This is a genomic window from Cyanobium gracile PCC 6307, from assembly GCF_000316515.1.
Lineage (GTDB): Bacteria > Cyanobacteriota > Cyanobacteriia > PCC-6307 > Cyanobiaceae > Cyanobium > Cyanobium gracile.
In genome coordinates this window covers 2,558,835-2,577,605 of the sequence record NC_019675.1, presented here as the reverse complement: position 1 = coordinate 2,577,605, position 18,771 = coordinate 2,558,835, and the positions used below count along the sequence as shown (strand labels likewise).

The window sequence follows — 18,771 nt, the reverse complement described above, 5'->3', positions numbered from 1 at the left end:
GGAGACGCCCGATGGCCCTCGATCTGAACGATCCTGAGCTCGAGTTCGCCGATCTCGTCACCGCTTACCAGAGCTGGGTGATGGCCGTGATCAACGACGAGAAGCTGGGGGGCGACAAGGTCCTCACGGACGACATCGCCGACGACGCCCTGAACGCGATGCGCTTCCTGCCGGACGTGGTGACCAGCGCCATCGAAACCACCCTGGCCCGCGTCTACGACGTGGATCCCGACGAACTCGCCGAACTGCTCTACCCCGAAGACTGAGCGGCGCCCGGCCGATGAGCTCAGGCGACACGGCAGCGGACACCTACGTCCTGGGGACCGAACCGGAGGAGCAGGAGCGGCTGAGGCGGCAGCACACGCTGTGGCGACCGGCCGCCATGGCCGCCCGGGAGCGGGCCGGCCACGGACCGGGCCAGCGGGTGCTCGATCTCGGGGCGGGGCCAGGCTTCTGCGCCCTCGATCTGGCCCGCCTCGTCGGCCCCGGCGGCCGGGTGCTGGCCCTCGAGCGCAGTGGGGCCTATGTGGCGGCGGCCCGGGGGGCGGCGGCACGGGAGGGGTTGCGCCAGCTGGAGGTGCTGGCGGTGGACCTCGGGGATCCCGCGGTCACGGCTGCGCCCGGCCAGGGCGCTCCCGGGCTCGGAACCGGCGACTTCGATCTGGCCTGGTGGCCCACGAATACGTCCACTGGAACACCTTCGGCCTCCATCCCGATGGCGCCGCGATCGTCCGCTTCCGCGACGCCGCCATCGCCAGCTTCCGAGGCGCCGGCGGCGACCCGGACGTCAACCGGCGCCTGCCCGGACTGCTGGCGGCGCGGGGCTTCGGGATCGAGGAACTGCAGCCCCTGCCGGTGCTGGGGCGGGGGGGTGACCCCTGGGCCCAGTGGCTGGAGCACTTCGTGACCCTCTACGGGCGGGAGCTGATCCGCCAGGGTCGCTGGTCGACCGAGGAGGCCGCCGATGCGGCCGCGGCCATGGCCAGGGCGCGCCTGGATCCAGGGGCCTACTGGGTGGGCCCCACCGTCCTGGCCCTGCGGGCCCGCCGCGGGGAAGGCCCCTAACCTCCGCCTGTGATTCCCCAACTCCACCACTCCCCCACCCCGCCCGGCCAGGGCCGGCGGCGGGCCGTCATCCGGGTGCTGGCGACGGGCCTCGCCATCCCCTTGCTGGCCTCCCTGGCGGCCTGCCACGGGCGGCCACTGCAGCCGATCCTGCGCCCCCTCGAGGGCACCCTCTACATCGCGGTCGGTGTCAGTGGAGATGCCATCGACGGCGAACTGCAGAAGGAGATCCGCTCACGTACGGCCATGTTGCAGAGCACGTTCCGCACCCTGCAGCCCAAGGTCCGGCTCCAGGTGGAGGTGTTCCCCGAGGAGAGCCTGCCCACCGAACTGCGACTGCGCAACAGCACCGGTCTGAGCCCGGATCTGCTGCTGGTGAACGAATCCACCGCCCGTGATCTGGCCAGGGAGAGGCTCATCGACACCGTGTCCTTCCCGCCCGCCCTGCTGAACCAGCTGGATGCGGGTTCGGTGGTGCGGGTACGGCGCTCCGATGGGACGCTGAACGGCCTCCCCATGGAGCTGCAGCCCCAGGTGGCCTGTTTCGATCGGCGGCGCGTCCGGCGCAGCCCCGGCACCCTGAGTGAGCTGCTGGCCCTCAGTGCCAAGGGGATGGAGGTGGGGCTCTCCCTCGATGCGGTCAGCCTGACCTGGACCCTGGGCCCCCTCGGGGCCATCGATGCCCTCAGCAGTCTGCTGGCCAGGGAGCCGGTGACGCCCGCGACCCGGCAGGACCTGGCGCGCTGGCTGCGGTGGCTACGCCAGGCGGATCAGCAGCAGCACGTCACCTTCTTCCCCACCGAGGCGGAACTGCTCAAGGAACTGACCGCCGGGACCCTCGACTGGATTCCCTGCCGCAGCATCAACCTGACCCGCGTCAAGGCAAGCCTGGGCCAGAACCTGGGCGTGACCCCCCTGCCCTCCGGGCCCTTCGGCGGCGCCAGCCCGATCACCCGGGAGCGGGTGCTGGCCTTCGGGGTCAACTCGAGTCCGGTCCAGCGCAAGCTGGCGATGGCCCTGGCCCGCTTCGCGGTCAGCCCCCTGCACCAGCGGGACATCGTCCTGCGCAGCCAGTACGTGCTGCCGGTGAACCGGGAGGTGGCGCCGCCGGTGCGCAGTTCCTCCGTGGTGGCGTCCATGGTGGAGGGCCGGCAGCAGTCGCTGCAGCGCTCGACGATCCGGCTGATCGAGGGAAGCAGCAAGGAACAGCGAGAGGCCTGGCAGGCCCTGCTCACCCGCTTCCTCTTCGACGACCTCAGCCAGCAGGAGGCCCTCAAGGGGCTGATCGAGCTCCTCAGCGGCGGGAGATCCCGATGAACCTGCTGCTGATGGAGATCGCCGGCTGGTTCGGCTACCTGCAGCGCATCGAGGTGCGCGTGCAGGTGATTCTGCTGCTGCTGGTGTTCCTGGGCCAGGGGGTCTTTCGCCGGTGGCTGGCCCCCCGCTTTCCCCTGGCGCGACGATCCGACGTCGTGGTCCCCCTCCTGCTGGGCCTGTTTTCGCTGCTCCTGGGGTTGGGTGGCCTTCCCAACGGCCTGGTGCTGCTGGGACTGCTCCTCTACCTGGGCTGGCTGGGTCTGGGGGGCGTGCGCCAGCTGCTGGGCCGTTTCATCCAGCCGCAGCAGTTGCAGCTGCTGGAGACCCGCCTGATCCGCCCGGCGTACCTGCTGGTCGCCGCCCTGCTGGTGATCCGGGTGTTCGATAACCCGCAGGATCTGGCCCTGATTCCCCTGGGCGAATGGTTCGGCTCCGAGGTGACCCTGGGGAGCTTCTTCATGGCGGTGGTGATCGTCTATGTGCTGGCCATGGGCACAGGCCCCCCGGCCCAGGGGTTGGCCTGGCTGGTGCAGCGCGGCTTGGGCATCAGCAACGGCAGCCGCCGGGCCCTGGCCCTGATGATTCGCTATGTGGTGGTGTCCATCGGCATCGTCTGGGCCCTCGATCATGTGGGGTTCAATCGCACCGCGATCCTGGCGGTGGCCGGTGGCCTCTCGGTGGGCCTCGGATTCGGCATCAAGGAAGTCTTCTCCAATTTCGTCAGCGGCCTCTGGCTGCTGTGTGAGGGATCGGTGCGGCCCGGCGAAGTTCTGGTCATTGATGGCGATCCCTGCGAGGTGCGCAGCCTCGGCCTGCGGGCCGCCGTGCTCTGGCGCAATCGGGACAACGCCGAACTGGTGATCCCCAATCAGATGTTCTTCACCACCACCACCGTGACCTACACGGGCAGCGACACCCTGCGCCGCACCCAGGTGCTGGTGAGCGCGGCCTACCACCACGATCCCAATGACGTGATCGCCCTACTGGAGGACATCGCCCGCAGCCAGCCTCGCGTTCTGCCCACCCCGGCACCGAAGGCACTGCTGCTCGGATACGGAGAATCCTCGATCAGCTACGCCCTGCGCTTCTGGATCGCCAACCCGATGGATAACGTGTCGATCTGCAGCGAAGTCCAGGCGGCTGTCTGGAAGGCTTTCCAGCAAAGGGGCATCGAGATCCCCTTCCCCCAGCAGGTGCAGTATCGGGTGGAGGGTCCCCCGAAGAGCTGAACCTGGCCCGACTGGCGATCGCAGGCCCGAGTTGTAGAATTTCGGACAATACCAACCGCCATTGCATCATGCTCAAAGGTGCCGATCTGCTCGCCAAGGTAAAAGAGCTGGGCGATGCTTCGAAGTCCGATCTGGTGCGCAGCTGCGGCTACGTGAGCACCAAGAAGGACGGCAACGAGCGCCTGAACTTCACGGCCTTCTACGAGGCCCTTCTCGATGCCAAGGGAATCAACCTCGGCGACGGCGTCGGCAAGGCGGCCACCAAGGCCGGCCGCAAGCTCGGCTATACCGCCAAGGTCCAGTTCAATGGCAACCTGTTGGTGGGCAAGGCCTACACCGCGATGCTGGGCCTCGAGCCGGGCGATGAATTCGAGATCAAGCTCGGTCGCAAGGCGATCCGACTGGTTCCCGTGGGCGGCTCCGACGACGACGAGTGAGCCGACGACGCCTGACCAGCGCTCGGCGGCAGCCGGCACGTGAAGCTATGTGCGGCTCAGCGCTGTAGCCGTCGCTTCCGATCTAAAACAAAGGTGCGGGGCCGGGGAGATTGATCAACTCCCCATCGCTTCGCAAAGTAGCCCCCCTCGGGTCATGCTCGAGGGGGGCTACGTGTCTTCGGGGCCCGTGCCCTGTGCTTTGGAATGCACACGACGGGGCAAATCGTCAACCAATCCGCAACCTTCTGTTACGTTGAAGGCTGCTGCGTGGTTCGAACCATGCCTCACCCCCCATCCCACCCGGCAGCGGCCCTGCACCCCGGCAGTTTCGTGGCGCTGAGCAGCCGCCAGGGCGGCACCTACCAGGTGATCAGCATCGACGAGGAGACCGACAGCTGCTGGGTGCGGCGCTGGCCCCTCACCCGCCACGGATCCCCCGCCTTCTCCGTCGCCCTGCCCGATCTGCGTCCCCTGCACCGCCCCAGCATCTGAGTCCGTCCCCTTTGCCCTGCACCGGAGCACAGCCATGATCCCGATGGGTTTCGTCATCACCTCACGGCTGTTCTGCCGTGCCGGCCGCCTGGCCCTGCTGGCGGCCTCCCTGGCACTGGTCGTCGAGGCTCTGGAGCTGGCCCTGGCCCACCCGCTCTCCTGAGGCCCCGGCACGGCGCCCTGGGTACCCTGGGCCGATGGCTGGGACTTCGACCCTGGTGGAGCTGCTGCAGCTTCCCTTCATGCAGCGGGCCCTCCTGGGCGGCCTGCTCAGCGGCGCCCTTGGTGGTGTGCTGGGCAGCTTCGCCGTGCTGCGCCAGCTCTCCTTCTTCAGCGACGCCCTCGGCCATTCCGCCCTGCTCGGCATCACCCTGGGCCTGCTGCTGGGCATCGATCCCACCCTGGTGCTGATCCCCTTCGCGGTGCTGTTCGCCCTGATGACGAACCAGCTGGTGCAACGCAGCAAGCTGCCGGCCGATGCCCTGCTGAACATCGTCTATTCCTCTTCGCTCGCCATGGCCGTGGTGGCCCTGAGCCTGCTGCGCGTCTACAAGGGCGGCATCCAGCAGCTCCTGTTCGGCGACATCCTGGGGGTCACCTGGCTCGACCTGGCCCTGATCGGGGTCCTGCTCATCGTCACCACCGGCTACCTCACCCTCACCCGGCGCGACCAGGTGCTGCTCACCCTCGATGAACCCCTCGCCCGCTCCCGGGGCATCGCCGTCTCCCTGCACCGGCTGCTGTTCCTGGTCCTGCTGGCCGTGGTGGTGGCCATCTCCGTCAAGGCGGTGGGGGTGCTGCTGATCAGCGCCTTCGTGGTCATCCCCGCCTGTGCCTCGCGGCTGGTGAGCCGGCGCTTCGGGACCTACGTGGTCCTCTCCGCCGGACTGGGGGCCAGCGGCGCCGTGCTCGGCCTGCTGGTGTCGGCCGCCTTCGCGCTGCCTTCCGGCCCCTGCGTCGTGATCGCCCAGCTGGTGGCCTTCCTGGTCGCCCTGGCGGTGGCCCCGCTGCGGGGCCGGGCGGCGACCCCCTGAACCGCGATCAGCCCTGCGGCGCGGCCAGACCCTGGTCGAGGTGGCCCGTCTTGACCCAGATCAGGCAACCGTCGCTGCTGAAGGGCGCATGGCGACTGCCGGGCGGGTTGCGCAGCCAGGTCCCGGCCGGGTAGGCCCCCTGCTCGTCCTCGAAGACCCCCTCAAGCACGAAGATCTCCTCGCCCCCTGGATGGGCGTGGAGGGGGAAGCGGGTTCCGGGCTCCCAGCGCACCAGGGCCACCTGTTCGGTGCCGAAGCCGTGCAGGGGCAGCACGGTCAGGCCGGGCACCAGGCCGGGCACGAAGGTGGAGGAGCCGGTGTCGATCACGACCCGCGTCTGGTCGGCCGGATCCATCTGGCGGAGTTTCACCAGGATGGTGCAGCCGGCCTCACTGAAGGGGGCATGGGCGGAGCCGACCGGGTTGCGGACGTAGGTGCCGGGAGCGTAGTCACCCTGCTCGTCGGAGAAGACCCCCTCGAGCACGAGGAACTCCTCGCCGCCGTCGTGCCCATGGGGGGCGAATCGGCTTCCGGGGGCGTAGCGGACGATCGAAGTGGCCCGGGCGACCTCCCCGCCGTCGCGCTCCAGCGGGCGCCGCTCCACCCCGGCCAGGGGTGAGGGATACCAGGGCAGGGAGCCGCTTTCGACGACGACCCTCTGGCCTGGATCGGCATGGAGCTGGGTGGGGATGGGGGCGGGGGCCATGGATCAGAGGGAGCTGGTGAGCAGCATCGGGCCCCTGGGCGCCGGGCCGTTGGGGTCGCCTTCGACGCTGACGCTGACGGCGCTGGCCTCGCTGGTGGGGGAGAGGGGGATGGGCATGGCCACCTGGCCGCGGGCATTGGGCACGAAATGGACGCAACCGACGGTCCTCCCGGCCACGGTGGCCCAGAGGCGGTAGGTGCGCTGCGGCGGCAGGGGGGGGAGGTGGCTGAGGGTCAGCAGGTTGTGGGTGCGGTTGCCGGTGACCAGCACCTCACCGACCGCCTTCTGGCCGGGCTGGACGGCCTGCAGCGGCAACAGGCGCGGATCGGTGAGGGCCGCCGGCGACAGCTGCCGCTGCAGACCCGCCAGCTGCTGGCGGGTCTGGTGCAGTTCACCGGCCAGCACCAGCAGGCCGGCCGCCAGCAGGGAGGGCACCACCCAGAGGCGCCAGGGCCGCGGACGGGAGCCGGGCTGCAGAAGGCGCCGGCGCAGCGCGGGAGGCGGGACCGCCGTGGCCGGCAGCGCCAGGGGCAGCAGCTCCAGGGTGGTGCTGAACTCCTCCAGCCGCTGGCGCAGCTCGGGCCGCTCCCGCAGCAGCAGCGCCAGCTGCTCCCGCTCGGCCTCCTCGAGGTCCCCCAGGGCATGGCCGGCGAGGAGGGCGTCGATGCCGGCGGCCTCGGGGGTGGGGATGGCGTCGGGTGTCATGGCTGGGCGGGCGAATCGTGGAGGAGGGCGCGCAGGCGGATCAGGCCCTGGCGGGCGCGGGTCTTGACGGTGCCGAGGGGCAGCTCCAGCAGCGCCCCGATCGCCGACTGGCTCAGCCCTTCGTAGTAGGCCATCTCCAGCACCTGGCGCTGGTTGGCGGGGATCGCCGCCAGGGCAACCCGGACCCTCTCGGCCAGATCCTCGGACTCGGCACGGTCGTGGGGCGTGGGCACGGCCGCTGGAAACAGGTGCTCCGACCAGCGTTGCACCAGCTGCCAGCGGTTGGCGCGCTGGTTGAGCCGGTTGATGGCCATCGAGCGCGTCAACAGCAGCAGATAGGCCAGCACCGGCCCCCGGGACGGGTCGTAGCGCCCCTGCTGCCAGTAGCGCAGGAAGACGTCATGGGTGAGGTCCTCGGCCTCCTGGTTCGAGCGGCACAGCCGCAGGGCCAGGCGATACACCGGACCGCTGCAGCTGTCGTAGAGGGCGGCCAGATCGGCGCCCTCGCCGGATGCCGCCGCGAGGGCGCCCCGTAGGGGTGGACGGCGGGGGGGAGCTTCGGCGTCGGAGGGGTTCACGTCCGGGGAGGAGCACGGCGGGGGTGCCGTCCTTCGGATACCGGCGAACACCGCGATCGGATGGGGCTCGGCCGGCGGCTGACGAACACCCCGCACAGAACCAGGGCCGCACCGGCCAGCACCGGGACACCCAGTGGTTCCCCCAGCAGCAGGGCGGCACTGAGGACCGCCACCACCCACCAGAGCCGCAGCAACAGGAAATGCTGCGGTCCGAACAGCACCAAGGCGATGGCGCCGAAGACCAGGGCGCTCAGCAGGGTCTGGCTGATCACCGACAGGGACTCCAGGGCGAGGTAGTCGGCCACAGGTCCGAGGAACAGACCCAGGCCCCCATGCAGGGCCAGCAGGCACCGATCGCCCGGCCCCAGCTGCGCCAGGTCGTTGCCCAGGATGCGCCGTCCTGGGATCAGGGCCGCCAGCCCCACCATCAGCTGGGCCAAGAAGACGTTGCAGAAGCTGATCGGGTTCTCACCACCCACCGGATGGGCCATCCCGTGGTCCTGCAGACCCTTGAGCACGGTGGCATCCAGTCCCCGCAGCAGCACGTAGAGCAGCAGCGGCAGCAGGCCCGGGATCGGCCGCGGTCGCCCGTCCGATGTCGTCCAGCGTTGCATCGTTCAGGCCGGGGAGAGGGGGCCAGCGCCCCCATGGTCACCCCCTGACCCGGGGGCCGCCCCATCCGATCCGGGGATCCGCCGGTATCTCCTGGTGCCCGCTGGTCCTGGCGTCCCGCCACCCCGCCGCATCCTCCTCACCCTCCCCCACATTCCGATGAACCGCTCCCCCCGCACCGTTATCAGCGGCGCCCTCACCCTGGTGGCGGCGGCAGCCTTCTCCGGTACCGTCCTCCCCGCCCGCAGCCTCGGCCTCCCCCAGGTCGAGCCGATCACCCCCGCCCTCGGTTCGGTGGCCCAGGCCATGGCGAAGGCCAGCGGCAGCTTCCGCAAGGCGGAGGCCCCCGTGAGCGGTGGCTTCACGATCAGCCAGCAGGGCGGCAAGACGGTGCTCACCCTCAGCGGCGACTTCAAGACCAACGACATGGCCCCCGATCTCTGGGTGGCCTTCAGCCCCACCGCCACGCCCCTGGCGATGAGCAAGGCCCCCGCCTTTCCCCTCAAGCCCGGCAGCTACACGCTGCTCTCGAAGCTGAAATCCAGCAAGGGATCCCAGAGCTACGTGATCCCCGCCTCGATCGACCTCAAGGCCCAGAAATCGGTGCTGATCTGGTGCCAGAAGTTCAACGCCACCATGGCCTGGGCGCCCCTCAAGCCCTGAGCGCCGCCAGGCCCCTCACAGTCCGGCGAACCACTCGTAGCCCCTGTCCTCCCAGGTGCCGAGGCGGTCGCCGAGGGTTGTCATCAGCTCCAGGCCGGTGACCCACTTGCTCTGCTTGTAGCCGAGCTTGATGGGGCTCGCCAGCCGCACGGGGGCGCCGTTGGCCACGGGCAGCGGCGCCCCGTTCATGTGGGTGGCGAGCAGGGTCTGGGGGTGCAGGGCGGAGGCCAGGTCCCAGGTTTCGAAGTACTGGTCGGCGGAGCGGATCGCCAGATAGGCCCCGAGGGGAGAGGGGCCGGCCAGGGCCAGCACATCGGCCAGCCGCGGGCCCGACCAGGCGACGATCGCCGCCCAGCCCTCCACGCAGACATGGCGGATGACGCACTCCCGCTGGGGCAGGGCGGCCAGGGCGGCCAGATCGAGGCTCAGGGGGCGGCGCACCGCTCCGTTGACGACGAGCCGGTAGCTCTCGGGCGGGAGGTTGGGCGTGCCGTTGAAGCTGTTGACCAGCAGGGCGGCCGGCTCCACCTGACTGCGCCGGAACTCCGGCACCGGCCCCTTCCTCTGCAGCAGGGCCTCGATCCGCTCGTTCAGCGGCTGGGTGGCCTCGCCCACCGTCCCGCTCCAGCGGTTGAGGCCACAGCCGCCCAGCAGCAGGGAGGAGCCGCCGGAGAGCAGCAGGCCGAGGGCGCGGCGACGGCCGGGAAGATCGGCGCTGCCCATCACAGGGCCATGCGCCGCAGCAGCCGCAGGCCGCCCACCCGCCAGGAGAGCCCCACGTGGGCCACCAGCAGCAGGGCGATGGCGGGGATGGTGGCCAGGTGACACACCCGCAGCGTCTGCCAGCTGGAAAAGCCGGCCGGTTCGGCGACGGCGAACAGCGACACCAGCCACCACAGCTGGGCCGGCTTGTACATGGCCAGGCCTGTGATCAGGCTGAAGGCCAGCACGATCAGCATCAGGGTGTAGGTGATCCGGTGGCTGGCCAGGCGGCGCCTTGGGGGACTGGCGCTGCGGCGCAGGGTGCCCAGATCGCCGCCGTCGGCCAGGCGCCGCTGGCGCCGATGCAGCAGCAGGCCGATCCAGAGCCCCAGGTTGGCGGCGTACAGCCCCATGACGCCGAAGTGCCAGTCGCGGCCGCCGGCCAGCCAGCCCCCGAGGGTGAGCCACTCGGGCACGGTCGCCCCCGCCCGGCCGCCGAACACCGGGTTGGCGTTGTAGATCTCCAGGCCGCTGGCGGCCATCAGCAGCAGCACCAGCAGGTTGAACCCGTGGAAAGCCCTGGTCCACAGGGGATGGGGGCCCATGGCCTCAGGCGGTCTGGAGCTGGTCAAGCTGCTGCTGCAGGCGCTGCTTCATGCGCTTCTGGACCAAGTCGCAGAGCTCCTCCACCAGTTCGGCGTCGGCCCGGTAGATAAGTCGGACCCCGTCGCGCTCACAGCTCACCAGGCCGGCCCGCAGCAGCTGGGAAAGCTGGCGGCTGATGTGGGACTGGCTGAACCCGGTGGCTTCGATCAGGGAGGCGACATCACAGGAACCCTGGCGCAGATGGCAGAGGAGTTGGAGCCGGGCGGGCTCGCTCAGCAGCCGGAAGAACTGGCTGAACTCCTCCAGCAGCTCCGGGCTGGGAATCGATCCGGGGCCGACAACCCCCATGACTGCTCACTATGACGCTAGAGACATTATGCAGCGCCGTTCCCGCCAATGGGGCGCAGACGGCAGCAGCTTTTCACTCTTTTGCCGTTGTATGCGTGTATAGTCATAGTCAGCCGACCATTCCGCCTCGATGCCCGCCGTTCCCTTATCGCCACGCCATGCCGCACGGGCCCGGCAGGGGGGACGGCCTTGAGCATGGCCCTGCTGCTGCTGATGGCCGGCGGGGGTGCCCTGATCGGCTTCCTGCTGGCGGTGCTCGGGGCCGGCGGCTCGATCCTGCTGCTGCCCCTGCTGATCAGCGGCGCCGGACTGACCACCCGTGAGGCGGTGCCCCTTTCGCTCCTGGCGGTGACCCTGCTGGCGGTGGCCAACGCCGGCCCCTACCTGCGGCGGCGCCAGGTGGCGCCCCGGCCCGCCCTGGTCCTGGGGCTGCCGGCCCTGGCCGGCAGCTGGATCGGCGGCTCCCTCGTCAAGCAGGGGCTGATCCCGGAGCCGGTGCAGCTGGCCGTGTTCGCCGTCGCCGCCCTGGTGGCCGCCTGGCTGCTCTCACGCCGGCGGCGCGGCGCCGGGGGCGGCAGACAGGCCAGCGAATCCCGGCGGCCCGGTGGGGTCGTGGCCCTGGCGGGCCAGGGGGTACTGGTGGGCCTGCTCACCGGCATCGCCGGCGTGGGCGGCGGCTTCGCCATCGTGCCCGCCCTGGTGCTGCTGGCCGGTCTGCCGATGCCCCTGGCCAGCGGCACCAGCCTGGTGCTGATCGCCACCAACAGCCTGGTGGCCCTGGGGGCCCTCGGGCACTGGCCGGCGGCCGGCCTGCCGTTGCTGGCCCCCCTGATCGGTGGCGGCCTGGTGGGCGCCATCGGCGGCCAGGCCCTGGCCCCCCACCTCTCCGACCGGCACCTGCGCCAGGGCTTCGCCGCCCTGCTGGTCGGTTCGGCCCTGCTCACGGGTGCCGAAGCCGTCCAGCGCCAGCGCAGCCCCAGCGCCGCCAGTCCCCCCACCCACGCCGTTTCCCTCCAGCGATGACCCACCTCCTGTTCCAGTTCCGCCTGCACAGCCGCCACGGGGTCGCCGGTGACAGCCTCAGCGTCGATGTCCGCAACGGTGCGCAGGAGCCCTGGCAGCCGCTGGAGCCCAGCCTGCGGACCCCCGGCTTCCGGCTCTACCTGCTGTCGCTGCTGCTCTGCCAGCACCACTACCTGGTGGCCAACGCCGCCGAGCGGCATCTGCCCCTGGCCGCGGTGGACGGAATCCTCAGCGTGACGGCCTCCGCCGACTGGATGATCGAGGCGGTGGACGGCAGCTTCCAGGTGCGGCTGGAGGCAGCCGACGGGGCGCCGACACCCGAGCTGGATGAGCCCAGCCGGGCCTTTCTGGAGCGACGCATGAAGGTCTGCCCGGTGTCGCGGAATCTGCCCGGTACGGTGACCAAATCGATCGTGGTGCAAGCGGCGGGATGATCCGGGCGTACGAACCTGGCGACTGGCCGGCGGTGTGGGCGGTGCTGGAACCGGTGTTCCGGGCCGGCGAAACCTTCCCCCACGACCCGGCCATCGACAGCGACGCCGCCCGTCAGGCCTGGGTGGGGGCCGTCGCCGCCACCTTCGTGGCCACCGATGCGGACGGCACGATCCTGGGCACCTACTATCTGCGGCCCAACCAGCCGTGCCTGGGGGCTCACGTGGCCAACGCCGGCTATGTGGTGGCCGAAGCCGCCCGGGGCCGGGGGGTGGGCCATGCCCTCTGCCGCCACTCCCAGGAGGAGGCCCGGCGGCGGGGCTTCACGGCGATGCAGTTCAACCTGGTGGTGAGCACCAACACCGCCGGCGTGGCCGCCTGGAGTCGCAACGGCTTCCGCACCATCGGCCGGCTGCCGGGGGCCTTCCGCCATCCCCGCCTGGGGGAGGTGGATGCCCTGGTGATGTTCAAGACCCTGGCCTGAGTTCAGGGGGTCGGATGTTCCGCGCAGGGCATCCAGAGGGAGCCCATGGCATGGGCCCCTTCGCAGCCGAGTTCCTTCGCCTTCCTCAGGGCTTCTTCGCGGCTGGGATAGGCGTAGAGGTTCTGCTGGCCCTGGCTTTGGTCGTGGTCACGGCTGTGGTGGTGCACCTGGCCGCTCGGGCTTCCCAGCCGGTAGGGCCCCATCCCTTCCATCCCCACCCACCAGACGCCCATCACGTTGACGCCGGCGATGAGGATGCCCATCCCCACCACGGAGGCGTTGATCACCCCCATCGCCACCGCCCCCAGGCTCAGCACGCCCATCGGCACGACGCCGATGCTGATCACCCCCATGGGCACGATGCCGATCGAGATGATGCCCAGGGGGGCGATGCCGATGGCCACGATCTTCGGCCGGCCACCGCAGGCTGAGGGGCCACTTGAGGGAGGGGGGCCGCCGGTGGGAGGGGTCTCCGGCGCGTCCGGATCAGGCATCAGTGGGAGCCGTGGCCGGACGACCCGCCCTTGGTTTCGCCATGGGTGGCACAGGGCATCCACTGGTTGCCGTGCTGGTGGGCCCCGGTGCAGTTGAAGTGCTTGGCGGCGGCTTCGGCTTCCGCCTTAGTGGCAAACACCGCCTTCTGGGCGCCATGGCCGGGCTGCTGTGCCAGGGCAGGGGCGCCGCCCAGGGCGGCCAGGAGGCCGGCGAAGAGGCCCGCGGCAGTGGCCAGGGGGAGGGAGACGAAGGGAGGCCGGAGCCGAGCCACGGTCATTCGAGAAACCACAATCATTCTTGCAGGGGCGGCCTCTGGGGCTGTGGTCGCCGGGAGCCCAGGGATTGTCGCCGCTGGAGAGCCATCACGCCCGGCGGGCCGCAGGGATCAGGCGCCGGCCGCAGAGGACCGCACCAAAGCCGAACACATACATCAGCAGGCTGTAGACCGCCGCCGGCACCGCCATGTCGGGGTTGTTGAGCAGACCGGCGGTGATGGCGATCGCCAGGGTTCCGTTCTGAATCCCCACTTCGATCGCGATGCACACCTGCTGGGCCACGGGCAGGCGGAACAGCTTTCCCGCCAGAAAGCCCGCCAGCATGGCCAGCAGGTTGAGCAACGCGATGGCCAGTCCCATCTGCGCCAGAAAGCCCGGCAGCTTGCCGGCTTCGCGGATGAACAGCAGCAGGATGATCAGCGCCAGCAGGCCCCCGGCCAGCCGCCCCATCTGCTTCTCCAGGCGCCGGGCTACCGCTGGGAAGCGATGCCGGATGGCCATGCCAATGGCCGTCGGCAGCAGAGTGATCAGCACGATCTGCAGCATGGTGGTGCCGATCGGCAGGGCGATCGCGGCCCCCTCCCCCAGGAAATGCTGGAGGGCCAGATTGGTGGACAGCGGAATCGTGAACACCGTGATGATGCTGCTGACGGCCGTCAGGGTCACCGACAGGGCCACGTCGCCCCGGGCCAGGTAGGTCATCAGGTTCGACGACGGCCCGCCCGGGCAGACGGCCACGACCACCAGACCCACCGCCATCACGGGCTCCATCGGCACCACCAGGGCGATCAGGGCCCCCAGCAGCGGCAACACCAGGCACTGGCAGACCGTGCCCACCGCGACCGCCCTGGGGTAGCGGGTGATGCGCCGGAAGTCCTCGGGCACCAGGCTGAGGCCCATGCCCAGCATGACGATGGCCAGCGCCACCGGCAGCAGGACGGTGGTGAAGACGCTGCTCTGCATCAGAGGCTCTGCATCACTTGCTCTGCATCAGTGGAGGGCCATGCCCTGCATCACCGTGCCCATGATGCTCACCCGCGCCCAGCGCGGCAGGGGCACAAGCGACCATCTGAGGAGCTTGGAGAGCGCGCCCGGCAGCACCGTGGCCTGGCGACCGAGGGCCGCGAGGATCTCCGGCGCGATCGCATCAGGCTCCAGGGCCATCCCCAGCGCCATGCCGGCCCGGGCGGCGAAACCGCTGTGGGTGGGCCCGGGCGCCGCGGCCAGCACATGGACCCCGTCCGCCCGGAGCTCCTCATGCAGGGCTTCGGCGAGGGTCTGCACATAGGCCTTGGTGGCCGCGTAATGGGCCGCATAGGGCATGCCCTGGAAGGCGGCGATCGAACTGAGCAGCACCAGGCCGCCGCGGCCCCGCTCCCGCAGGCGGCCGCCGAAGTGGTGACAGGCCTGCAGCACCGCCCGGCCGTTGACCATCAGCATCTCGGTTTCGCTGGTGATGTCGGCGTCCAGGAAGGGGCCGGCGCTGCCGAAGCCGGCGGAGGCCACCAGCAGGCCCACATCCAGGGGGTCCGTGACCCGGCGGATCGCCGCGAGGTGGTCCTCCCGGGCCAGGTCCACGGCGACGACCTGCACCTGCACGCCGTGGCTAGCGATGAGGCTGGCCGCCAGGGTTTCGAGCCTGGGCCAATCGCGGGCCACGAGCACCAGGTTCAGGCCAGAGTCGGCCAGGCGGCAGGCCAGGGAGCGGCCGATGCCGGAGGAGGCCCCGGTGACGACGGCCCAGGGTCCAAAGCGTTCCAGGAAACGCCGCTGGCGGCGGGTCGGGGCGGATGGCATCGCGGCTCCGGTGAAGAGGCTGCTGAGGCGCTCAGCAGGGGCTGCCGATGTCGATGAGGCAGCCGTTCGGATCGACGGTCAGGAAGCGGCGCTGGCCGTAGAACTCGTTCCTGGGCTCCTGCAGGATCGAAAGCCCCAGGGACAGGGCCTTGGCGTACACAGCATCGACGTCAGGAACCACGAAGGTGATGACCATCCCGGCAGGCGCCTGCTGAAAGGGCGGCGGAACCAGCTCACTGGATCGGGCGATGAGGCCAAGCTCAAGCGCCGGATGGTTGGGGGAGCGCAACTGGACGTACCAGTCGCTGTCGTAGTTCACCTTGAACCCGAGGAGCGAGACATAGAAATCGCGACTCTCGCCCAGACGGTCGGAGCAGAGGTTGGTCAGCAATCGCGTGAAGGTCATGGGAGCCTTCGTCCTCGGCATGGAGCGCAGTCTGAAACCTCACACGGAGGTGGAATCCAGCGCCCTCGAGAGCGCGTCAAGAAAGCGACCGCCCCAGAGACAGCCCATCACCCCTGATGCGGTGATCACGAGGGCAGCGGCAAGCATCTCCAGGCTGCTGAGTTGGAAAGGATGACCAGCGGCGAAGGGTGCCGAAGCGATCAGCACACCCATGGCGGCGCCGGCAGCAAAGCGCAGCGCCACGGTGGAACGTGTCGTGCTGAGGGGCGTTTCAGGCGGCAACACGTTCCGTGAGGTATGGCTGGGCAGACTTTAGGCAGGGTCGGGGCAACTTCAGGCGCCTGGTGTCACCGGCGTTCCATCTGGCCGCTCCAGCCTGGCCTCCACCCACCAGAGGTGAACCTCCTGAATCTCAAAAGCGGAGCTCATGATCAGAACTGGCTGACCAGTCGTCTGACTGCCGGTTTGGAAGCGCCATGACTGACGATGGCTACATCAAGTTCAACATGCCGATAGAGGTTCAGGGCTCGCTGGAGGCCGTCCAGAACCCAGTCGATTGCATTGCCAAAGGCCCCGCCACCGAGAAGCGTAAGAAACACTCGGTTGCTGCCGTGCTGAGCCGAGTTCAGGATGGCCGTGCAGATCGTTGCTTCATAGGAGGCTTCCAGAATCAGCCGGGCAAATGGGGCCCAAAGGGATGACGCATGCCTGGAATAGGCCACGGGCAAGGCGGAACCGTAGGCATGGGAAACGAGGTGCGTGCAGTCCTTCAGGGTCACCTGGGTCCGCCACTGAATGCCGATCCGCAGCAGCTGTCGCCAGCCGTCGCGTTCAGCTTCATCCGAGGACGTCAGACGGTGTGAGATCTCAACCAGGCCAGCCTGCGAGGCCAAGGGGTAGCCATTCCTCATCTCCCAGAGCCGGCCCTCTGCATTTCCCAGGGCGATGCCGAGATCTGCAAGGCAATCCAGCTGGTTGTGCGCCGATTGACCGGTCTGCCCGTTGACGTCTGCGTAGTCGTTGCGATAGATCGTTACTGCACCAGCCGCCATGGCACAGGCAGGTCCCTGGGTATGGTCATGTTGATAGATTCCCACGCCGTGTTCCGGCGTCACATCCGGTGACACCATTTCAAGCAGGTTGAACTGAGAAGCCACCTGAAAGAGTGCATGGGCGTTCGACACGTCAGCATACAGATGCTGGACATTGGCCACCACTTCCCGCACCGCCAGGTTGCCGGAAAGACAGCCGATGGAATCAACGCGCTCGCGCAACTCAGCCAATGACGGCATGTCCAGCCGGCCACAGACCAGAACCCTCCCATTCGCATGGGACGTCAAGGTCTCGCCTTCCACCGTGATCGTCTCACGAACCTGTCGTGGGGAGGCCTCCGAAAAGCCGGTCAGTTCTTGGAACCACATGGGTCGGCGCGCGTGGGGCGCCTGCCAGCCCTCAACGAGCAACATGGTAGCGGCGTCACGGAGATTCCATGGCATACAGCTTGACGTTGAACATCTCAACCTCCTCCGGTGGCTGGAAGAAAGAGGCGATGTGCCTGAAGTCGTCCTCGGTCATTGCCTTCTACTCAGCAGACAGCATGCCGAACGTTGGCGATGGGCAGGCGGTGGCTAGAGGCTTGCAAGACGTCGAAAAGACGTGACTCCGCCGCTCCATCCCCATCGCATCGTTATGCTTCGGTTTCAATGTATTGCAGATAGTGCCAACAACTCACGGTCGTCGCATTGTTCAAGTCCTAGAATTGTCCCATAAGGCTCACCGGACAATCCAAGAGCTTTGGCGAACGCAGGTTCAGTTTTCAAGCCAGAACGTTTCAATTCCGTCACGGTTGACCTCAGGCCAGGAGACAAAGCGAGCAACCGCTGTTCGATCCGAAAATGCCGTACGCCCCACTGCTTGGCTGTCGGAATGGGTTGGCAGAAGATATCAACATCCCATTCAAGTGCCTTGAAATCAACAACAATAGATGCATGCTCTTGAAAAATTCCGTGTCGAGCTTGAAAGCAATCTTGCGATTCATACTGACGCGTTGTGAATTTTGCGAATCGGTCAAGATCGTCACAATAACAAGCAATGTCGATATCGCTGCTGGAAACATCAATTCCAAGCGGCAGCGTTCCGATCACTATTGGGTCGAATGAACACAGGTTGGCAAGCAGGCCAAGCCTCTCAATGGCTTGTTCGTAAGGGATTCGCATGTAGAATCTAAGTCAGGTGGGATAACGATCAGGCTCACCGCACGCAAAAAGACTTTGCCGCTAAAGAAGTCAATGTGGCACATTTCGGTGCAGGGAATGATGAGACCCCCGAAGCCTCTCACGGGCATGAATGAATTGACTGATCCCTTCAACGAGTTCAGGCACAACTGGCAACGTTGGGTCGGAGTAGGAAGCATTTTGCTGTTCAGGATCTAATGAAACAGCTTTTAAGACGTGGTTCATCCCTTCAATCATTCTAAACTCCGCATCAGGCTTTGCCATTTTCAGGGCTTGTGCCTCGCTGACAGGCACTTGGATATCTGTGGTTCCTTGAACCATGAGAACAGGAATCGTGAGGTGCGCAATCTCCTGGGCAGGGGTGTAACGGAACCAAGAAATGAGATAAGGCTGGACGCTCGCTCTGAAGACAAAATTTAATTCCAGTGGAACGGAGATCACAGGGTTACCTTGCTCTAGAGCAACAAGAATCTGCTCACTCTGTTGCCATAATGCATCTGGCAATCTAGATTGCAGTTGTTTTCGTAGAATGATTGATGCCGATTGGGCGGGGCCGGCGATTGAGACAAAAGCATCTGCTTCCGCTTTTTTGTTCGCCAGCATTCCAATCAGAGAACCTTCACTGTGACCAATGACGGTGACGCTTGAGAAACGAGTATCTACCTGTAGTTGTTGAATCCAGAGTGCTGCATCATCAGCATAGGTATCAAAACGCATATCAACTTCGTCAGGCCCTGCGGCTGAGCTTTCTCCAATACCACGCTTGTCATAGCGTATCGAGGCAATGCCGTGATCAGCCAACCCTTCAGCTAGTTGCTTGAGGCTGTTATTCTCGCCAGCTAGAGGCCCATTCCCATTGCGATCAGTCGGACCTGAACCCGCGATGATCAACACCACTGGCGTTGGCAGATGAGAGGCTGGAATGATCTGTGTGCCATAGAGAGTGCCTGTGGATGTTGCAAGGTGGACCCCGGCAGGCGTTGAGGATTTTGTCATAGAACCTCCATCATCAGGAATAAAGGCAGAGCCATTAGCCAGCAATGTAACTCACGGAATGACGAGAACTGAGGGGCATAAGGTGAAGTACGTTGGATTGAATCCGATCATACTCAAATCTGAAAAGAAAAAGCG

The 18,771-nt window shown here is 67.5% G+C and carries 28 protein-coding genes and 1 pseudogene; 13 read left to right on the top strand and 16 right to left on the bottom strand.

What is annotated here, in order from left to right:
- The first annotated feature begins 11 nt into the window (after positions 1 to 11).
- The 8 genes and pseudogenes from CYAGR_RS12530 (at position 12) to CYAGR_RS12500 (ending at position 5,574) form a co-directional block, all read left to right on the top strand.
- Positions 12 to 266, top strand: a complete 255-nt coding sequence (locus CYAGR_RS12530; protein WP_015110195.1) for a hypothetical protein — start codon at positions 12 to 14, stop codon at positions 264 to 266.
- Between the two features lie 14 nt (positions 267 to 280).
- Positions 281 to 541 (top strand): annotated as a pseudogene (locus tag CYAGR_RS19510) (SAM-dependent methyltransferase); the annotation flags it as partial.
- A 128-nt stretch (positions 542 to 669) separates the two neighbouring features.
- Positions 670 to 1,065 (top strand): hypothetical protein, encoded by a 396-nt coding sequence (locus tag CYAGR_RS19265; protein WP_083891397.1) that lies wholly within the window; start codon positions 670 to 672, stop codon positions 1,063 to 1,065.
- A 9-nt stretch (positions 1,066 to 1,074) separates the two neighbouring features.
- Positions 1,075 to 2,382 carry an extracellular solute-binding protein gene (locus tag CYAGR_RS12520; protein ID WP_015110194.1) on the top strand — a complete coding sequence of 436 codons (1,308 nt, stop codon included), beginning with the start codon at positions 1,075 to 1,077 and terminating at the stop codon, positions 2,380 to 2,382.
- Positions 2,379 to 3,611 carry a mechanosensitive ion channel family protein gene (locus CYAGR_RS12515; RefSeq protein ID WP_015110193.1) on the top strand — a complete coding sequence of 411 codons (1,233 nt, stop codon included), beginning with the start codon at positions 2,379 to 2,381 and terminating at the stop codon, positions 3,609 to 3,611. Before CYAGR_RS12520 ends, CYAGR_RS12515 begins: the two co-directional genes overlap by 4 nt.
- 68 nt (positions 3,612 to 3,679) lie before the next feature.
- Positions 3,680 to 4,048 (top strand): AbrB family transcriptional regulator, encoded by a 369-nt coding sequence (locus CYAGR_RS12510; protein WP_015110192.1) that lies wholly within the window; start codon positions 3,680 to 3,682, stop codon positions 4,046 to 4,048.
- A 279-nt stretch (positions 4,049 to 4,327) separates the two neighbouring features.
- A complete protein-coding gene (locus tag CYAGR_RS12505; protein ID WP_015110191.1) occupies positions 4,328 to 4,540 on the top strand; it encodes a hypothetical protein in 213 nt (70 codons plus the stop codon).
- Between the two features lie 197 nt (positions 4,541 to 4,737).
- Positions 4,738 to 5,574 (top strand): metal ABC transporter permease, encoded by an 837-nt coding sequence (locus CYAGR_RS12500; RefSeq protein WP_015110189.1) that lies wholly within the window; start codon positions 4,738 to 4,740, stop codon positions 5,572 to 5,574.
- Positions 5,575 to 5,581: 7 nt separating this feature from the next.
- Here the strand turns inward: CYAGR_RS12500 and CYAGR_RS12495 are convergent, their stop codons facing one another.
- The 4 genes from CYAGR_RS12495 to CYAGR_RS18515 are packed head-to-tail and all read right to left on the bottom strand — an operon-like array spanning position 5,582 to position 8,177.
- Positions 5,582 to 6,280: a cupin domain-containing protein gene (locus tag CYAGR_RS12495; RefSeq protein ID WP_015110188.1), complete on the bottom strand. Its 699-nt coding sequence runs from the start codon at positions 6,278 to 6,280 to the stop codon at positions 5,582 to 5,584.
- A gap of 3 nt (positions 6,281 to 6,283) precedes the next feature.
- Positions 6,284 to 6,985: an anti-sigma factor domain-containing protein gene (locus CYAGR_RS12490; protein ID WP_015110187.1), complete on the bottom strand. Its 702-nt coding sequence runs from the start codon at positions 6,983 to 6,985 to the stop codon at positions 6,284 to 6,286.
- Positions 6,982 to 7,563 (bottom strand): sigma-70 family RNA polymerase sigma factor, encoded by a 582-nt coding sequence (locus CYAGR_RS12485; protein WP_015110186.1) that lies wholly within the window; start codon positions 7,561 to 7,563, stop codon positions 6,982 to 6,984. The genes CYAGR_RS12490 and CYAGR_RS12485 overlap by 4 nt, the downstream gene beginning before the upstream one ends.
- On the bottom strand, positions 7,560 to 8,177 hold the full coding sequence (locus tag CYAGR_RS18515) for a hypothetical protein (protein WP_015110185.1): 618 nt from the start codon (positions 8,175 to 8,177) through the stop codon (positions 7,560 to 7,562). Before CYAGR_RS18515 ends, CYAGR_RS12485 begins: the two co-directional genes overlap by 4 nt.
- Positions 8,178 to 8,334: 157 nt before the next feature.
- On the opposite strand from CYAGR_RS18515, the gene CYAGR_RS12475 reads away from it, so the two are divergent.
- On the top strand, positions 8,335 to 8,838 hold the full coding sequence (locus tag CYAGR_RS12475; protein WP_015110184.1) for a DM13 domain-containing protein: 504 nt from the start codon (positions 8,335 to 8,337) through the stop codon (positions 8,836 to 8,838).
- 15 nt (positions 8,839 to 8,853) lie between these two features.
- Here CYAGR_RS12475 and CYAGR_RS12470 read toward each other — a convergent pair whose 3' ends face one another.
- The 3 genes from CYAGR_RS12470 to CYAGR_RS12460 are packed head-to-tail and all read right to left on the bottom strand — an operon-like array spanning position 8,854 to position 10,494.
- Positions 8,854 to 9,561: a molybdopterin-dependent oxidoreductase gene (locus CYAGR_RS12470; RefSeq protein WP_015110183.1), complete on the bottom strand. Its 708-nt coding sequence runs from the start codon at positions 9,559 to 9,561 to the stop codon at positions 8,854 to 8,856.
- Positions 9,561 to 10,145 carry a cytochrome b/b6 domain-containing protein gene (locus CYAGR_RS12465; RefSeq protein ID WP_015110182.1) on the bottom strand — a complete coding sequence of 195 codons (585 nt, stop codon included), beginning with the start codon at positions 10,143 to 10,145 and terminating at the stop codon, positions 9,561 to 9,563. Before CYAGR_RS12465 ends, CYAGR_RS12470 begins: the two co-directional genes overlap by 1 nt.
- Positions 10,146 to 10,149: 4 nt before the next feature.
- Positions 10,150 to 10,494 carry an ArsR/SmtB family transcription factor gene (locus CYAGR_RS12460; protein ID WP_015110181.1) on the bottom strand — a complete coding sequence of 115 codons (345 nt, stop codon included), beginning with the start codon at positions 10,492 to 10,494 and terminating at the stop codon, positions 10,150 to 10,152.
- Positions 10,495 to 10,689: 195 nt separating this feature from the next.
- Here CYAGR_RS12460 and CYAGR_RS12455 point away from each other — a divergent pair, with 195 nt between their 5' ends.
- Genes CYAGR_RS12455 through CYAGR_RS12445 form a run of 3 tightly spaced genes read left to right on the top strand, consistent with a single transcriptional unit; the run spans position 10,690 to position 12,433 of the window.
- The gene (locus tag CYAGR_RS12455; RefSeq protein WP_015110180.1) at positions 10,690 to 11,517 is read left to right on the top strand and encodes a sulfite exporter TauE/SafE family protein; all 828 of its coding nucleotides are present in this window, start codon (positions 10,690 to 10,692) and stop codon (positions 11,515 to 11,517) included.
- Positions 11,514 to 11,951 carry an OsmC family protein gene (locus CYAGR_RS12450; protein WP_015110179.1) on the top strand — a complete coding sequence of 146 codons (438 nt, stop codon included), beginning with the start codon at positions 11,514 to 11,516 and terminating at the stop codon, positions 11,949 to 11,951. The genes CYAGR_RS12455 and CYAGR_RS12450 overlap by 4 nt, the downstream gene beginning before the upstream one ends.
- Positions 11,948 to 12,433: a GNAT family N-acetyltransferase gene (locus CYAGR_RS12445; protein ID WP_015110178.1), complete on the top strand. Its 486-nt coding sequence runs from the start codon at positions 11,948 to 11,950 to the stop codon at positions 12,431 to 12,433. Before CYAGR_RS12450 ends, CYAGR_RS12445 begins: the two co-directional genes overlap by 4 nt.
- 2 nt (positions 12,434 to 12,435) lie before the next feature.
- Here CYAGR_RS12445 and CYAGR_RS12440 read toward each other — a convergent pair whose 3' ends face one another.
- The 7 genes from CYAGR_RS12440 to CYAGR_RS12415 all read right to left on the bottom strand — a co-directional run bounded on the left by CYAGR_RS12440 (position 12,436) and on the right by CYAGR_RS12415 (position 16,827).
- Positions 12,436 to 12,927: a GLTT repeat protein gene (locus tag CYAGR_RS12440; RefSeq protein WP_015110177.1), complete on the bottom strand. Its 492-nt coding sequence runs from the start codon at positions 12,925 to 12,927 to the stop codon at positions 12,436 to 12,438.
- Positions 12,927 to 13,205, bottom strand: a complete 279-nt coding sequence (locus CYAGR_RS17880) for a hypothetical protein (protein WP_043325846.1) — start codon at positions 13,203 to 13,205, stop codon at positions 12,927 to 12,929. The genes CYAGR_RS12440 and CYAGR_RS17880 overlap by 1 nt, the downstream gene beginning before the upstream one ends.
- Positions 13,206 to 13,290: 85 nt before the next feature.
- Entirely contained in the window at positions 13,291 to 14,166 is an 876-nt protein-coding gene (locus CYAGR_RS12430; RefSeq protein WP_015110175.1) for a bile acid:sodium symporter family protein, read from the bottom strand.
- A gap of 27 nt (positions 14,167 to 14,193) precedes the next feature.
- Positions 14,194 to 15,000, bottom strand: a complete 807-nt coding sequence (locus CYAGR_RS12425; protein WP_015110174.1) for an SDR family NAD(P)-dependent oxidoreductase — start codon at positions 14,998 to 15,000, stop codon at positions 14,194 to 14,196.
- 31 nt (positions 15,001 to 15,031) lie between these two features.
- On the bottom strand, positions 15,032 to 15,406 hold the full coding sequence (locus CYAGR_RS12420; protein ID WP_015110173.1) for a VOC family protein: 375 nt from the start codon (positions 15,404 to 15,406) through the stop codon (positions 15,032 to 15,034).
- Positions 15,407 to 15,445: 39 nt separating this feature from the next.
- Positions 15,446 to 15,649 carry a hypothetical protein gene (locus tag CYAGR_RS18510; protein WP_156818474.1) on the bottom strand — a complete coding sequence of 68 codons (204 nt, stop codon included), beginning with the start codon at positions 15,647 to 15,649 and terminating at the stop codon, positions 15,446 to 15,448.
- 188 nt (positions 15,650 to 15,837) lie between these two features.
- Positions 15,838 to 16,827: a hypothetical protein gene (locus CYAGR_RS12415; protein WP_015110172.1), complete on the bottom strand. Its 990-nt coding sequence runs from the start codon at positions 16,825 to 16,827 to the stop codon at positions 15,838 to 15,840.
- Between the two features lie 68 nt (positions 16,828 to 16,895).
- Between CYAGR_RS12415 and CYAGR_RS18505 the strand changes: the two genes are divergently transcribed.
- Positions 16,896 to 17,066, top strand: coding sequence for a hypothetical protein (locus CYAGR_RS18505; protein WP_156818473.1), 171 nt, complete (start codon positions 16,896 to 16,898; stop codon positions 17,064 to 17,066).
- Between the two features lie 40 nt (positions 17,067 to 17,106).
- Here the strand turns inward: CYAGR_RS18505 and CYAGR_RS17395 are convergent, their stop codons facing one another.
- Both CYAGR_RS17395 and CYAGR_RS17390 read right to left on the bottom strand, forming a co-directional pair.
- Entirely contained in the window at positions 17,107 to 17,622 is a 516-nt protein-coding gene (locus tag CYAGR_RS17395) for a DUF4269 domain-containing protein (RefSeq protein ID WP_015110170.1), read from the bottom strand.
- A gap of 69 nt (positions 17,623 to 17,691) precedes the next feature.
- Complete coding sequence (locus CYAGR_RS17390) at positions 17,692 to 18,636, bottom strand: alpha/beta hydrolase (RefSeq protein WP_015110169.1); 945 nt, start codon at positions 18,634 to 18,636, stop codon at positions 17,692 to 17,694.
- Between the last annotated feature and the right edge of the window lie 135 nt (positions 18,637 to 18,771).

Excerpts from the sequence above, each read along its gene's own strand:
- CYAGR_RS12530 (WP_015110195.1), top strand. The coding sequence starts at position 12 with ATGGCCCTCGATCTGAACGATCCTGAGCTCGAGTTCGCCGATCTCGTC.
- CYAGR_RS12515 (WP_015110193.1), top strand. The coding sequence starts at position 2,379 with ATGAACCTGCTGCTGATGGAGATCGCCGGCTGGTTCGGCTACCTGCAG.
- CYAGR_RS12510 (WP_015110192.1), top strand. The coding sequence starts at position 3,680 with ATGCTCAAAGGTGCCGATCTGCTCGCCAAGGTAAAAGAGCTGGGCGAT.
- CYAGR_RS12505 (WP_015110191.1), top strand. The coding sequence starts at position 4,328 with ATGCCTCACCCCCCATCCCACCCGGCAGCGGCCCTGCACCCCGGCAGT.
- CYAGR_RS12500 (WP_015110189.1), top strand. The coding sequence starts at position 4,738 with ATGGCTGGGACTTCGACCCTGGTGGAGCTGCTGCAGCTTCCCTTCATG.
- CYAGR_RS12495 (WP_015110188.1), bottom strand. The coding sequence starts at position 6,280 with ATGGCCCCCGCCCCCATCCCCACCCAGCTCCATGCCGATCCAGGCCAG.
- CYAGR_RS12490 (WP_015110187.1), bottom strand. The coding sequence starts at position 6,985 with ATGACACCCGACGCCATCCCCACCCCCGAGGCCGCCGGCATCGACGCC.
- CYAGR_RS18515 (WP_015110185.1), bottom strand. The coding sequence starts at position 8,177 with ATGCAACGCTGGACGACATCGGACGGGCGACCGCGGCCGATCCCGGGC.
- CYAGR_RS12475 (WP_015110184.1), top strand. The coding sequence starts at position 8,335 with ATGAACCGCTCCCCCCGCACCGTTATCAGCGGCGCCCTCACCCTGGTG.
- CYAGR_RS12470 (WP_015110183.1), bottom strand. The coding sequence starts at position 9,561 with ATGGGCAGCGCCGATCTTCCCGGCCGTCGCCGCGCCCTCGGCCTGCTG.
- CYAGR_RS12465 (WP_015110182.1), bottom strand. The coding sequence starts at position 10,145 with ATGGGCCCCCATCCCCTGTGGACCAGGGCTTTCCACGGGTTCAACCTG.
- CYAGR_RS12460 (WP_015110181.1), bottom strand. The coding sequence starts at position 10,494 with ATGGGGGTTGTCGGCCCCGGATCGATTCCCAGCCCGGAGCTGCTGGAG.
- CYAGR_RS12455 (WP_015110180.1), top strand. The coding sequence starts at position 10,690 with ATGGCCCTGCTGCTGCTGATGGCCGGCGGGGGTGCCCTGATCGGCTTC.
- CYAGR_RS12450 (WP_015110179.1), top strand. The coding sequence starts at position 11,514 with ATGACCCACCTCCTGTTCCAGTTCCGCCTGCACAGCCGCCACGGGGTC.
- CYAGR_RS12445 (WP_015110178.1), top strand. The coding sequence starts at position 11,948 with ATGATCCGGGCGTACGAACCTGGCGACTGGCCGGCGGTGTGGGCGGTG.
- CYAGR_RS12440 (WP_015110177.1), bottom strand. The coding sequence starts at position 12,927 with ATGCCTGATCCGGACGCGCCGGAGACCCCTCCCACCGGCGGCCCCCCT.
- CYAGR_RS17880 (WP_043325846.1), bottom strand. The coding sequence starts at position 13,205 with ATGACCGTGGCTCGGCTCCGGCCTCCCTTCGTCTCCCTCCCCCTGGCC.
- CYAGR_RS12430 (WP_015110175.1), bottom strand. The coding sequence starts at position 14,166 with ATGCAGAGCAGCGTCTTCACCACCGTCCTGCTGCCGGTGGCGCTGGCC.
- CYAGR_RS12425 (WP_015110174.1), bottom strand. The coding sequence starts at position 15,000 with ATGCCATCCGCCCCGACCCGCCGCCAGCGGCGTTTCCTGGAACGCTTT.
- CYAGR_RS12420 (WP_015110173.1), bottom strand. The coding sequence starts at position 15,406 with ATGACCTTCACGCGATTGCTGACCAACCTCTGCTCCGACCGTCTGGGC.
- CYAGR_RS12415 (WP_015110172.1), bottom strand. The coding sequence starts at position 16,827 with ATGTGGTTCCAAGAACTGACCGGCTTTTCGGAGGCCTCCCCACGACAG.
- CYAGR_RS18505 (WP_156818473.1), top strand. The coding sequence starts at position 16,896 with ATGGCATACAGCTTGACGTTGAACATCTCAACCTCCTCCGGTGGCTGG.
- CYAGR_RS17395 (WP_015110170.1), bottom strand. The coding sequence starts at position 17,622 with ATGCGAATCCCTTACGAACAAGCCATTGAGAGGCTTGGCCTGCTTGCC.
- CYAGR_RS17390 (WP_015110169.1), bottom strand. The coding sequence starts at position 18,636 with ATGACAAAATCCTCAACGCCTGCCGGGGTCCACCTTGCAACATCCACA.